Genomic DNA, 11,775 nt, shown 5'->3' on the forward strand with positions numbered 1-11,775 from the left:
CACAGCCGCCGGTTCATCCCCGCGTGTGCGGGGAACATGACTGTGAATCGCCCCTCAGATGGCCATATATCGGTTCATCCCCGCGTGTGCGGGGAACATACTTCCTCTATCTCTCCAGAAACAAATGGTTCCCGGAGCGATAAATTTCCTACCACGATTGCCTGGTCAAGAGAACGAGGTTCTTGACCTCATAATAACGCACTTGGGGTAAAAACGTTACTTTGGAATTCTTCTGCACCACCAATAGCTTTCTGGCAGGTTTGTTGACCGGGAACTCTGATACTCGGTGGTGAGCGAGCGAAATATTGCATCCGCTTTTTCTATTCGGTTCATATAGGGCGCACGTTGTTCAGTGTTCGCCAGCACGAGGGTGCTTTCCAGTGCTGATCGGATGGATAGGTCGTGGTCAAACTCTTCCAGGCTGATACTGTTTTCCTGCATCCAGGCGGTACAGTCTTCCCATGGTTTCACATAGGGTTCCAATGCCTTGAGGGGTTCTCCGACGGCATGTCCGGTCAGAAGGTGATGCCGTGTCAACGGGTCTGGTTCGCCGTGCTGAGCTATGTACTGTTTCAGGCGTTGCTTGTGTCTGTAGGGTGGCATTTTTCCTCCAGAAAAAACGAAACGAGCTTTACTCCTTCCATTTCCACTGGCGTGCGGCGATTGGCTCCAAAGGTTATAAAGTCGAATCCAGATTCGGTGTTGGTACTCCAGGCTATGATGGCATTTCCGTCTTCGATTCCCTTTTCCACATTTTCCCAGAGCATTTCCCGTACCCGCCGCGACACTTTCCCCACATAGACTCCTGCGCGTATTTCCAGCAGCCACAAAGCCAATCTCCCACGCAAGCGAGGGGGTGCATTTTCAACCACGATGACCAGCATCACCTATTCCTTCCTTATTGGGTATGGCCACGTCCACGGCTTCTTCGTGGATTTCCGGCACTTTGTGACCTCCGGCTGCCAATACTTGTTCGATACTGGGAATAATGCGTTGCAACAAACGGGTTTGTCGAAACATATCACGGCAGGCGATGCGGGTATCCCGTTCGGGGTTGTGGGGTCTTTTGGCGGCTACGCGAAATGCGGCGGGAACAACGGTGTCGAACTTGAAGATGTCAGCAATGTCATAGACAAAGGATTGGGGTTTGCCGGTATGAATGAACCCCACTGCTGGTGCATAGCCTGCAGCCAGGATCGCGGCTTCGGTAATTCCATAGAGGCACGCCGTCGCGGAGGAAAGACAGCGGTTGGCAATATCACCGCTGCCCCATGTGCGGTGGTCGTAGTTGCGGTTGCGCCATGGCACACCGTACTGCTTGGCCAGCAGTTCGTACATCTTACGGACCCGTGCACCTTCAATGCCGCGCAGTTGCTGGATGCTGCGCTTGGCTGGCGGCTCTTCGCGAAAGCGCAATTCATACATCTTGCGCACAACTTTCAAGCGGGCATTATCATCAAGGGCAAGTTTGGCCTGGTACAGCAAGCGGTCTGCGCGAGCACCTCCGGGCTGGCCGGAGGCATAAAGGCGCACTCCTCCTTCGCCTACCCATATAAGCAGGCATCCCACCCGTGCGGCAAGGGTAACGGCGGCGTGGGAAACCCTGGTTCCCGGCTCCAGCATCAGGCAGGAGACCGACCCCACGGGGATGTGGGTTCGAACACCATTTTTATCCACCAGAACAAAAGCTCCGTCTATGACATCCAGCTGGCCATATTCAAGAAAAAGGACCGACAGGCGGTCCTTTATGGGAATGGGTTTCAGGGGCGGGAGGTAATCACTCATGACTTGCCTTTCAGCTTCTTTATGGCCTCCGGTTCATCTAGATAGTTTTCCCGAGTGGAAACGGGAACATGTGTCTCCTTTTCCAACTTCTTGCGAGCATCTCCGGCAATCCTGCCACCACGGCGTGCGGCTGTGCGATTCTCCGTAAACCCCTGGGCATCGGCCTTGCGGGTAATTTCCGTTGTGGCCGCTTCTCCAAGCATGGAAAAGATCAGCTCCAGGTCGGTCATGTGGTCGCGCAGGTTTTCCCGATCAAGGCCCTTGTACTGCTTGTACTCGCTGGGAGTCATTCCGAATGCAGCCTTACTGATTTCCGCAGTCAGAATGGCGTACTCGGGTGATTCGCCAACATCACGATTTTTCCATTCCTCGGTCAGTTCCGCCCGAACAGCAATGCCGCGCATGCGCTTTTCAATCCAGGCATCGGAGTACCCTTTGGCTTTGTACAACTCGCGCGTACGGGCTGTTGCCAGCTCCGGGTCTTCTATCTCCTGCACTCGCTCATAGCCAACTTTAGCAAGCCAGCGCTTGAATGGCTCCGCTTTGGGGGAGGGTATAGACTGGATAATGCGGAAGATGCCTTCGGTGTTGGCGCAGTTTATACGCTGTTTTCCGCCTTCTGTTTCAAGCAAAAGGGGGGTGGCAATCTGCCCCCACCCTTTCGCTAACTCCCTATCTCTTCTCCGCATATCCTTTACGTAACCAGCTGCGTCTAGTGAATCAGTGAGTGCAAAAACAACATCTGTTATAGCAAACCACCACTCGCCATTATGCAGTGTGCGACGAATGTGCTTGTCTTTAAAGACGACAACTTTATCTGTCATAAGTCACCGAATCGGCATCTCCGATTTGGTGTATACAAACCCTGCGAGGTGAAAACTGCCGATTTTCACTGGCAAAGCTGACAGGAAGATCGGGCAGACTATCCTTCCCTTTACTGAAGTCCTCCACGTCTTCTTGGCGAGTGAACGCCGAGAGGGGAGCTTCACCAATCAGTAGTTGCAATGCGGCACTTTTCGTTTCGCACAAACCGGCATAGACAGGTGCACTGGGAATGCATGACTTTCGGCCAAGATATGTCCCCCAGACTGGATCTTGCAGAGCTTCTGCAACCTCTGCAAGGTATTCACTTGCCCCTTCAATAATTACGCCAAATGCGGCGTCTGTAAGGTACTGACGGTGTGTTAATACGCAGTCACTGTTAATAGCTCCGCTCGCCCGGCGAGTATTCTGGACAGTGTGGTAATCCTCCAGACGACGAACGGGAAGAAACCTTTCCTTGAATTGCTTCCGGGGGATCGCGATGACAGTCATTTTAGTTACCTGAAACGCCTCCAAAAACGGTGCTTCCTCGCTACTGCCACGGGAGATACCACATGCCGCAGCGCATATTCCGGCAATAGCGCTTTTGGTGGGCATCAATCCAGTTCTGCGGCGATTATACTGGCTGTCCAGACCCCATGATTGCATGGGGCCTTCGAGGCGCATAGCCAGAAAGCTGATGTCAGTGGACATGGCTCGTTACCTTATCGATGAAGTCATGCAGCTTTACTTCAGGTATGGCGACCTCTGCAACAGCCTCCAGTCCCCAGGTATCCTTAAGTTTTGAATATTCATCCTGCAAAAGCTCAACCGACTTTGCTGCGTAGCCTTGTGACGTCCTGACAGGCGATTCAAAGGCATTAATCAACTGAATAGGATGCCCCTTCTCACGTACGACTCCCAATACATAGCAGGGAAGGGTGTTCCCGTTCATCGTGTTTTTTCTTGCGCCAGGGACGGCTTTAATGGTTGCCTCAATAAATGTAGCTACCACTTTCTTCCGCTCGTCAGCGCTTAATATCCCAAGGTGATCAGCGTCGGCAAGCATATCCAGGTTCAATGCCGCAAAACGATAGTATGTTGCGGAATTGAATTCCAGTGTACTGGTCATGCCTGCTCCTGACTCCTCTGCTGGCTGCAGGTCATCCACGGCGGAGAAGAAATCAATCTCATTGTCAACCTTGTGAGTTGAGAGGGCATGGGAAAACATACTTGCGGCTTCAACTGTAAGTGAGTGATCGCTAGCAACCATGCGGCCAAAAAGAGAGATATCTGCGGCATCACTCAAATGTTCTGGTTTGATCCCTTTGATTGCCTTTTTGGCATCCTTTTCTTCTGCAAATTTCCTTGCAATAGTCTCCAGTTCCAGAGGCGAAAGGAAATATAATGTCGTCGACTTTACTTTGTCTTTGCTTTTGGCATCCACCTTCACGAGGGCATCGACAATGCTCTTCGCTCCATCACTTGCTTCGTCAGCAGAAAATCCAGCATCCTCCATGGCCTTTACGAGTGGGGCATGCATTAAGCGAGTGCGTTCACCTTGAAAAAGGTCTGGGGCTATTTCTTTGGCCATTTCGCGAATTGCACGCTTCCAGGACTGACTGGAAACCCTGGCGCGTTGGGCACCGCCAAATACCGCTGTCTTCGGGGAATTCAGGTCATCGCGATTCAGGCAGGAAACTGGGACCGATTGAATAATGTGTAATTCCAAATGCTTCATAATACTCTCCTTCGTAAATCAGTTCACAGGTTTCAGAAGCAGCAGACCAAAGCCGAACCCTTTTGCGCTGCCAATGCCTGCAGAGTAGGTTTGCTGAAATAATTCCCGGTTTGTCACTTCAAGTATTCCGCGAAACTGCACTCCACCATGATAGGCACTATGACCTTTCTTCCTGAAGTGACTTTCTGCCATTGGGCTGATATCCAGTGGCGCATTATCAAGTAGACGAAATCCGCCAGGAATTTCCTTTCCTGTTTTGGGGTTTCGGCAACGTGCATCACCCTTTCTGGAAAGCCAGGATCGCAATTCCTCTGTGTCCACGATGGGGATACGTTTTCCTCGAATACGATTCCCCTCAGCATCACGCTGAACCACGCTTTTCACGGGGTTTGCCCTAACATCAAAATAATAGCGATGGTGATGTAAAAACCCGGGAGCGATCTCTTTCAGGAAAAAATTTTCTTGCGGACACCACTCGGGAAGCTGTGGTTTTCTGGCAGAAAGCAGCCAGACTCTGAATTTTCCTTCCAGTGCATCCAGGCGAGTGAGAAAATCACGAGCTGCATTCTCATCACCTGGAAAACACTGCCACACTCCTTTATGCCAGGAGTAGCTGTCATAAAAACGATACCTGCGAGCTGTTCCGGCATCTATTTCCATTTGAGTGAGCCATTTCATGCGCCCTCCTCCAATGGTTCTGTTCCGGGTGCCCAGAATTCTCGTGCCCATTCATTCTGTACCCGTTGGCGCTTATGGGGCCATTCGCGCAGGTCATACAAAAGTCGCTCATAATTGATGGCCACTCCCTGAGATTTTGCCAGCATCAGTATGCGCAAAACCCGGCTATTCAGCTCTTCACCGCTCTCTGCAGTGATAAGCAGCTGAAATCGGCGCTCGGTAGGTGTCAATTTGCTGTCTTCCCCCCGCCGTTCATCCCGCGAGCGCTCTATGGACCGACATGCTGTGCCAAGATTGCCAGTAGAGGTTTCTTCGGGATGCATGGCATATAAACCGGCAATAAACGCTGCAACTTCGTCATCGACGGCAATTCCCAGTCGATTCAGTGCAGGCCAGGCTCGGTGTCGCTTATTCGGCGTCAGGATACAGCGCAAATTCGCCATGATTCCCCGGTCATCCTTACGCTTCCGAAGCCGTTCCAGTAAACTACTCATCGCTCACTCCTTCCTCTTCCTGGTTATCTGTTTGCGCACTTGCCTTGTGGCTAGTAAGTTTTTGCCAGCCTTTGGAAAAGGCACGAATCTGTCTCGGTGTTTCCTGCCCGCAAGCAGTGCGGTATGCATCACAAGCTGCATAGAACAGCATTTTTCTCCATTTCTCCCTCGTCTCATCAACGTGGTCGCCTCCGATAGATTGAACGTGCTCCATAAGGTAGCCAAGATTCTTTTCTATTGCTGTCCAATAGTGCGTTGTCGCTTTCGAGTGTAGTTTTGATTTGAGCTCACCCGAACTTGCTCCGGCATTTTTTATACGCCCTTCCCAGCCACCATCATATTCCATTCTATACGTCTCTACTGCCCAGCCAAGACGCGATGCAAGCTGCTCTGCCGACTTTACTTCCTTCTCATACGTACTCACTCCCACTGCAGTAGAGAGTCTGCCGGGAACATGAAAGACGGATTCAACAGTATCAACGACTGTTGCCTGATTACGAGCCAATGCCGAAACCGTAACATCACATTCATCTCCTGCGCTTAGGTTAAGCAATGTAAGGGGGCCACCGGCCTCACCTGCTTTGCGCTTCACCATAAGAGCACCAAGCTCTCGCCACAGCTGTCGCGAAGGACGAAAAGACAACAAGGCTCGTTCTTCTTTTTTGTTTTTCATCTTCACAATCTCTGCTGCAGAGGGTTCCGCAGAAAACCCTTCCGCGTAATTTGGATAGGCCAAGCCTTCACCAAACAAAAGATGATTACCGCCAGGGTGGAGAAGGAGAAAACGCGAAAGAGGCATCAAACGACCGGTAAAGCTCTTTGTTGCATTATCAATCGCCTGTTCACTATCCCATGAATCTGGCATGCTTTCCCATACAGGGCGGCCAATCTTATGCCCATAACATTTTCCAATATCATCGTGAGTTATCAGGTTAAGGTAAACTGTTTCAACAAGGTTTTTTCCCCGTAAAAACGCATGTATCATGGATGCAGGCACACATGGCGCATCACGGGCTGTTTTTGCTGTTTGTTTTCCATCCCAGTAAATTTGCGAGCTGAGTCCTCCCGTTGAGAAACATAAAAAAGTAATCATTGACAGTATTGTGCTTTCAATCGGAAAAACACGGCTTTCGCGCATCCCACCATGATCATTTAACGTACTGTTGTTTCCAGTTGCACATGTAAAATTCAGCTTTGATACCGAAGTCCACCCAGTCAAGTCATCAGTGGGTGTATTTTGGTCGGGAAACCGTGAAATATTCGGCATTTGCAGCCACGGCTTTTCTGGATGAAACAGGTCAAAAGAATCCTGCCATTGCTTGAGATATGCACCCGTTGCGGCAGCAACCTTATGCGGCACCTGCTCCCACTCATCAAGATCTTTGGGGCCGTTCAACGCAGCATGGGCAACACACAAAAGTAAGCGCATCAGTGCAACACGCTCATGGGGGCGTACGGCAAAATCAGCATACTGTTCCCCCTTGGCAAAAACATCATGGATGCTGGCAAAATTACGCTCTCCGCTGTGGTTGATTACCGGTATCCAAGGGTCAAATGCGACATTCATGTCCCCTCCTTTGCATGTTGTTTCTTTATGTACAGTCCCAGGGTATCACTATAGGAAAGTTCGATATTCCCCTTAACGCCTTTACAGGAGATTGAGTTGTCTTCATGCACTATGGCAACAGAATGTCTTTCGTGCAGGTACGGGACAAATTTCGTGCAGGGAGTCTCCCTCACATGGTAATCGGCTACCTTGACAAGGTTCCTGTGAATGGCTTTTGCCATAGAAAAACAAAAGTCAGGGGACAGTGTCAGGGAAGTCCCATCCAGAAAGGTTACACTCTTGTCATCAAGCTGACGGCAAAGGACCACGGGAATCGTGTCGATTTCACTGATTCTGGTCTGCACGCCTTCCTGGTCGTCAAGCGCAAGTTGCCAGATATTGCTGTTTCTCTTTGCATGCATTTCCTTGGCAGAATCGCTTGCAAACCAATTATCAGAAAGCTCCTGCCATGAAGCTGGTTCACCCTCAAGTTCTGCGTATGTGCTCTCAATCAGCCATCGAATCTGGGATGGGATTTCGACACTTTGAAGCTTCTTCCAAAGCTCTAGCGTCCGCAAAAGGATGTAAGGCGCATATACTTTGGCCTTATTGCCAAGTGCGTTAACAATTTCCTTCGGTGGCATTACGCGAAGCTCTTCAAGAGTTGCTGTTTCGTCAATGATGCAGACTTTCGGTCCGATTGCCTCTGCTGGCCGATTATCTCTTGGGTGTCGCCATAAACGCCCAAGTCGCTGAAGCAACATATCGGTAGGGGCAAGCTCTGTTACCAGCAAGTCAGCATCAAGATCAACGCTTTGCTCGACTATTTGGGTTGAAACCAAAATGCACCCACAGCGGTTGTCTTCACCCTTACCGAGACGTTCCATCCAGAGTCCCTCAAGATTCTCACGACGCCAATAGGGGAAACGGGAGTGGAGCAAGCCAACCGGAAAATCATTGTTCACGTGTTCGTATATCTTGCCATATTGACTTTGGGCTGATTCTACGGTGTTGCAAATCCATAAAACCGTTCCACCAGCATACGCAATGGCAAGGGCCTGCTCCATGGCCGACTGACTGCTCGTAAATTCAACTCTGACAGTTTGTGAAGGTGGCGAAAGCGTTGCCACAGGTGAAATATGGCCAGAGCGATTTTTGCCAGAAATCAGGGGATAGGGAGCATTATGGGCATCTGGGCCTTCAGCTGTGAGAAGCAATTGTGAACGCCGCTTCCCGGACAATGTTGCGGAAAGAATAATGACGGTACAGCCAAGGCGTTCCAGGGTTGAGACCAGTACATCGATCAGGGTCCCCGTGTAGAGGTCATAGGAGTGAACTTCATCCAACACTACTACTTTGCCCGCAAGAGCAAAATAGCGGACAAAAAAGTGTTTTGCTGCTACGACGGCAAGAAGAGCCTGGTCAACGGTCCCCACGCCAAAGCTTGCCAGCAGCGAACGTTTCGTTGAAGCAAACCAGTCTTGTCCACTGCGAGCATCTTCTGTGTGCTGGCCTTTAACACCGGTTGCAGCCGGAACAAACTCAACTTCACTCTGCATGAGCCATGACTGCCCGTGTATCAAGCGACTTGATCCCTCATGAGGAGCTATTTTACTGAGAAATTCATTGATGCGCAGATGAATACGATTACTGGTTGCCTGGGTTGGCAAAGCGAAGTACAGCCCGCTGGCCTTGCCGCTGGCCAAGAGTTGATATGCCGCGCCAAATGCTGCTTCTGTTTTCCCCATGCCCATGGGAGCCTCAATGATATAGACACCTGGCTCTGTAATGGTTTCCAGTGTTTTTTTCTGTATTTCATACGGGTGAAAGCCAAATATTTCAAAAAATGACAGTCCACCTTGAATTTTGGCGGGAATAAAGGAGATAGCAGATAAGGCTTCACTGGCTTTAGGGCCTGGGTCAAATAACTCTTTCTCTTTTTCAGTTGGAAAAAAACGTTTATCAGAGCCAATCCAGTCGGAAACCGTCGTTAAACCAGCGAGCCACCAAGTGGCGACGCTGTCACCATCGAAAGACTCCAAGCCAGAAACATCTTTAATATGAAAATCTGTTAAAATTTTCTCTGCACAGCGCTGCCTCTCAGCTTTCCAGTCAATTCCGATGCCATCATTTTCAGCCAGTGGAATACTTCGTCCACTCGGTTGTTGCTTTATCTTCCCATGATGGGCACCAAGAGCAGCCGCTATATATGATGCGCTTCGCTTCGGCAATCCAAGCGTAACCAGAAAATCCTGAAGAGCACTCTGAGAAACCTTACCGTGATCTGATTCGGTCTCACTTTGCCAGGAATGCTTGCGCACAATATCCACTAAACTGTTCTCTACAAGCCAACCTTCACATTTACACTGGAAGCCAGGAGTTATTTTACCGATGTCATGAAGCGCTGCCAGTGCCCCTGCTTGACAAGGACTTATGCCAAAACGCTCCAGCAGATTTGGCGAGGCATTCGCCAGGCACCGGGCAACACACCCAACATTGAGCATGTGCTGGTGCACTGACACACCCGGTAAGCCATCTTCAGTAGTTTTTGCCCAGAAATAATGTAATCGCATTACCTTTTCCACACAGAGATTAAACCTACACATACACCTGCCAAGGCTACTATTAGAGCGAGAGCTATCAAGCCACTCGCGCCTATATCATTTACTGAACGAACCAACAAATCAATATGATCAAAATTCATAGGCACTCCCTTTCGTTTCTCAAAACAATAGGGCTCCCTGGTAAAAATGTCAAGGTATATTCTCGAATGAGTGTCATGACAATATGAGCGCTATTGACTCATAATCGTGTTAGTGTAATATGCAGACGCTCCCTGCACAGCAGGGATGAACCAGTATATTCTCGAATGAGAACACATCTGGAAACACTCTCCCCGCATACGCGGGGCCTAAGCCGAGTAATACTCGGCCTTCACTTCTCCCTCCTCATCTCCTCCCACACCATCGCTGTCAGGCGAGCATCGCCCAGAGCGCGGTGGAGCTGTATTTCCGGTGGCAGCTTGCCCAGCACATGCTGGGCAAGGTATTCCAGTTTATGGTTTGGGAGCCGTGGGTATTTCCTGCGGCCAAGTCTGAGGGTGCAGTGGCTGGGATTTGCCATGGACAGCCCCAGTCGCTGCAGTTCACTATGGACAAACCTCATGTCAAACGGTGCATTGTGGGCCACAATGGGGTGATGTTCAATGAACCATATAAATTGCGGCCAGATTTCCCCTGGCGCGGGTTGCCCTGCCAGCATCGCGGTGGTAATGCCATGTACGCCAGTGGTTACTGCGGAAACCGGCACGCCAACCTGTATAAGGCTGCAGAACTCGGCAATCACTTGCCCTTGCTCCATCTTCACAGCGGCTATTTCGATCACCCGCGCCCCTCTGGCGGGAGAGAGTCCTGTGGTTTCCACATCAATGGCGACAAATGTGTTCATATGAAGATCATCCTACCACATTCACTCTGACAAAACCTGTCATACTGCTTTTTAATCCGCTATAACTCTCCACAGTATATGCAGCCAGGGTTATTCGCACCTGCTTGCGGGCCTGCCACCCCGTCCTCCAGGGGAGGGGAATAGGGTCTGCGGTGAGATGTTGACTTTTTAAAAAATCTGCGCAAATCAGCGTCTATCTGCGGAAAAAATACGGTTGTTTGATCTTCCCCCCTAACAGGCTGCTAAGATAACTCCAGGTCTTCACACAGTCTGTTGCTTTCACGTACCTCAATGAACGATTGACATATTCGGTCACATGACCGAATATACAGGTCATATAACTTAAATTGGAGGTTATATGCTTGAAGCAATTTTTGGTGCAGCTTCCAAAGAAAAGGTACTGCTTTTCCTCCTTATCCGAAAAAGTGGTTATGCGCGGGAAATTTGTACGTTCTTCGGTTTGTCACTCAGTGCAGTTCAAAAGACACTGGAAAACCTGGAGCTTGGTGGTGTTCTGATCTCTCGTAGTGTCGGGCGCACACGAGTATTTGAACTGAATCCTCGATATGCGTTTCTGAATGAGCTTGAAAACCTTCTTGCCAAAGCTTTTGAATATTACCCGGCAGCAGAACGCGAACGCCTCACAATGGTGAGAGCACGCCCAAGACGCAAAGGCAAGCCACTATGAAGCCTGTGGCAGAGATGTCTGCGCTTGAACTGAGTGCGTGGGTGTGTGATGCCCTGTATCGTCAGGGTATAGAAGTCGTACTCTCCGGTGGTGCCTGCGTGATGATTTACGCCGAAAACAAGTACATGTCGTATGATATTGACCTTATTGACTGCTATATTACCCCACGGAAGAAACTGCGTAGCGTCATGGAAAGCCTGGGATTCAGTGAACATCATCGCTATTTTGTGCACAACGAGTCACCATACCTCATCGAATTCCCTGCTGGTCCCCTGGGAATCGGGGATGAAAATATCACCGATGTGTATGCGATAGACACTCCATTGGGACAACTTCGACTTTTATCGCCCACTGATTGTGTCAAAGACCGTCTGGCCTTCTACCACTGGGGTGACCTGCAAAGCCTTGAGCAAGCACTGCTGGTTGCCATGGCAAAAGAAATTGACCTTGAAAATGTGCACTATTGGTCAGCCAGAGAAGGTTGCAGTGAACAATATATACAATTTACGAATGAGCTTAAGCGTCGTCAACAGTGAAGCCACGAGTAGTTCTCGCCACAACTACTCATGGCTTTCAGCACAAAGGGATCTTCGCA

General features: G+C 50.0%; 13 protein-coding genes and 1 CRISPR repeat array (1 of these 14 running past the window's edge). Of the genes, 2 read left to right on the forward strand and 11 right to left on the reverse strand.

The genetic code is table 11. The annotated features are described in order from the left end of the window. Nucleotides 1-99: direct repeats of the CRISPR family, unit length 29 nt; unit sequence CGGTTCATCCCCGCGTGTGCGGGGAACAT; it begins 8,531 nt to the left of the window's first position. Between the two features lie 117 nt (nucleotides 100-216). The 11 genes from ACZ46I_RS12820 to ACZ46I_RS12870 form a co-directional block, all read right to left on the reverse strand. Beyond that, a complete protein-coding gene (locus tag ACZ46I_RS12820) occupies nucleotides 217-603 on the reverse strand; it encodes a hypothetical protein (protein WP_464280999.1) in 387 nt (128 codons plus the stop codon). Beyond that, nucleotides 573-884 (reverse strand): type I-E CRISPR-associated endoribonuclease Cas2e, encoded by a 312-nt coding sequence (gene cas2e / locus ACZ46I_RS12825; protein WP_464281000.1) that lies wholly within the window; start codon nucleotides 882-884, stop codon nucleotides 573-575. The genes ACZ46I_RS12820 and cas2e overlap by 31 nt, the downstream gene beginning before the upstream one ends. Beyond that, complete coding sequence (gene cas1e, locus ACZ46I_RS12830) at nucleotides 865-1,785, reverse strand: type I-E CRISPR-associated endonuclease Cas1e (RefSeq protein ID WP_464281001.1); 921 nt, start codon at nucleotides 1,783-1,785, stop codon at nucleotides 865-867. The genes cas2e and cas1e overlap by 20 nt, the downstream gene beginning before the upstream one ends. After that, a complete protein-coding gene (locus tag ACZ46I_RS12835; RefSeq protein WP_464281002.1) occupies nucleotides 1,782-2,609 on the reverse strand; it encodes a BRO-N domain-containing protein in 828 nt (275 codons plus the stop codon). The genes cas1e and ACZ46I_RS12835 overlap by 4 nt, the downstream gene beginning before the upstream one ends. Then, a complete protein-coding gene (gene cas5e / locus ACZ46I_RS12840; RefSeq protein WP_464281003.1) occupies nucleotides 2,599-3,300 on the reverse strand; it encodes a type I-E CRISPR-associated protein Cas5/CasD in 702 nt (233 codons plus the stop codon). Before cas5e ends, ACZ46I_RS12835 begins: the two co-directional genes overlap by 11 nt. Next, nucleotides 3,290-4,327: a type I-E CRISPR-associated protein Cas7/Cse4/CasC gene (cas7e, locus tag ACZ46I_RS12845; RefSeq protein WP_464281004.1), complete on the reverse strand. Its 1,038-nt coding sequence runs from the start codon at nucleotides 4,325-4,327 to the stop codon at nucleotides 3,290-3,292. The genes cas5e and cas7e overlap by 11 nt, the downstream gene beginning before the upstream one ends. 18 nt (nucleotides 4,328-4,345) lie before the next feature. After that, complete coding sequence (gene cas6e / locus ACZ46I_RS12850) at nucleotides 4,346-5,005, reverse strand: type I-E CRISPR-associated protein Cas6/Cse3/CasE (protein ID WP_464281005.1); 660 nt, start codon at nucleotides 5,003-5,005, stop codon at nucleotides 4,346-4,348. Beyond that, nucleotides 5,002-5,499, reverse strand: a complete 498-nt coding sequence (gene casB / locus ACZ46I_RS12855) for a type I-E CRISPR-associated protein Cse2/CasB (protein WP_464281006.1) — start codon at nucleotides 5,497-5,499, stop codon at nucleotides 5,002-5,004. The genes cas6e and casB overlap by 4 nt, the downstream gene beginning before the upstream one ends. Beyond that, on the reverse strand, nucleotides 5,492-7,066 hold the full coding sequence (gene casA / locus ACZ46I_RS12860; protein ID WP_464281007.1) for a type I-E CRISPR-associated protein Cse1/CasA: 1,575 nt from the start codon (nucleotides 7,064-7,066) through the stop codon (nucleotides 5,492-5,494). The genes casB and casA overlap by 8 nt, the downstream gene beginning before the upstream one ends. After that, nucleotides 7,063-9,618, reverse strand: coding sequence for a CRISPR-associated helicase Cas3' (gene cas3, locus ACZ46I_RS12865; RefSeq protein WP_464281008.1), 2,556 nt, complete (start codon nucleotides 9,616-9,618; stop codon nucleotides 7,063-7,065). Before cas3 ends, casA begins: the two co-directional genes overlap by 4 nt. A gap of 361 nt (nucleotides 9,619-9,979) precedes the next feature. After that, nucleotides 9,980-10,492: a 3'-5' exonuclease gene (locus tag ACZ46I_RS12870; RefSeq protein WP_464281009.1), complete on the reverse strand. Its 513-nt coding sequence runs from the start codon at nucleotides 10,490-10,492 to the stop codon at nucleotides 9,980-9,982. Between the two features lie 358 nt (nucleotides 10,493-10,850). Here ACZ46I_RS12870 and ACZ46I_RS12875 point away from each other — a divergent pair, with 358 nt between their 5' ends. Together ACZ46I_RS12875 and ACZ46I_RS12880 are read left to right on the forward strand one after the other, a co-directional pair. Then, complete coding sequence (locus ACZ46I_RS12875) at nucleotides 10,851-11,180, forward strand: winged helix-turn-helix domain-containing protein (RefSeq protein ID WP_013505557.1); 330 nt, start codon at nucleotides 10,851-10,853, stop codon at nucleotides 11,178-11,180. Continuing rightward, nucleotides 11,177-11,716, forward strand: coding sequence for a hypothetical protein (locus ACZ46I_RS12880; RefSeq protein ID WP_464281010.1), 540 nt, complete (start codon nucleotides 11,177-11,179; stop codon nucleotides 11,714-11,716). The genes ACZ46I_RS12875 and ACZ46I_RS12880 overlap by 4 nt, the downstream gene beginning before the upstream one ends. The last annotated feature ends 59 nt before the right edge of the window (nucleotides 11,717-11,775 follow it).

The organism is Desulfurispirillum alkaliphilum (assembly GCF_055378285.1).

Excerpts from the sequence above, each read along its gene's own strand:
- ACZ46I_RS12820 (WP_464280999.1), bottom strand. The coding sequence starts at position 603 with ATGCCACCCTACAGACACAAGCAACGCCTGAAACAGTACATAGCTCAG.
- cas2e (WP_464281000.1), bottom strand. The coding sequence starts at position 884 with ATGCTGGTCATCGTGGTTGAAAATGCACCCCCTCGCTTGCGTGGGAGA.
- cas1e (WP_464281001.1), bottom strand. The coding sequence starts at position 1,785 with ATGAGTGATTACCTCCCGCCCCTGAAACCCATTCCCATAAAGGACCGC.
- ACZ46I_RS12835 (WP_464281002.1), bottom strand. The coding sequence starts at position 2,609 with ATGACAGATAAAGTTGTCGTCTTTAAAGACAAGCACATTCGTCGCACA.
- cas5e (WP_464281003.1), bottom strand. The coding sequence starts at position 3,300 with ATGTCCACTGACATCAGCTTTCTGGCTATGCGCCTCGAAGGCCCCATG.
- cas7e (WP_464281004.1), bottom strand. The coding sequence starts at position 4,327 with ATGAAGCATTTGGAATTACACATTATTCAATCGGTCCCAGTTTCCTGC.
- cas6e (WP_464281005.1), bottom strand. The coding sequence starts at position 5,005 with ATGAAATGGCTCACTCAAATGGAAATAGATGCCGGAACAGCTCGCAGG.
- casB (WP_464281006.1), bottom strand. The coding sequence starts at position 5,499 with ATGAGTAGTTTACTGGAACGGCTTCGGAAGCGTAAGGATGACCGGGGA.
- casA (WP_464281007.1), bottom strand. The coding sequence starts at position 7,066 with ATGAATGTCGCATTTGACCCTTGGATACCGGTAATCAACCACAGCGGA.
- cas3 (WP_464281008.1), bottom strand. The coding sequence starts at position 9,618 with ATGCGATTACATTATTTCTGGGCAAAAACTACTGAAGATGGCTTACCG.
- ACZ46I_RS12870 (WP_464281009.1), bottom strand. The coding sequence starts at position 10,492 with ATGAACACATTTGTCGCCATTGATGTGGAAACCACAGGACTCTCTCCC.
- ACZ46I_RS12875 (WP_013505557.1), top strand. The coding sequence starts at position 10,851 with ATGCTTGAAGCAATTTTTGGTGCAGCTTCCAAAGAAAAGGTACTGCTT.
- ACZ46I_RS12880 (WP_464281010.1), top strand. The coding sequence starts at position 11,177 with ATGAAGCCTGTGGCAGAGATGTCTGCGCTTGAACTGAGTGCGTGGGTG.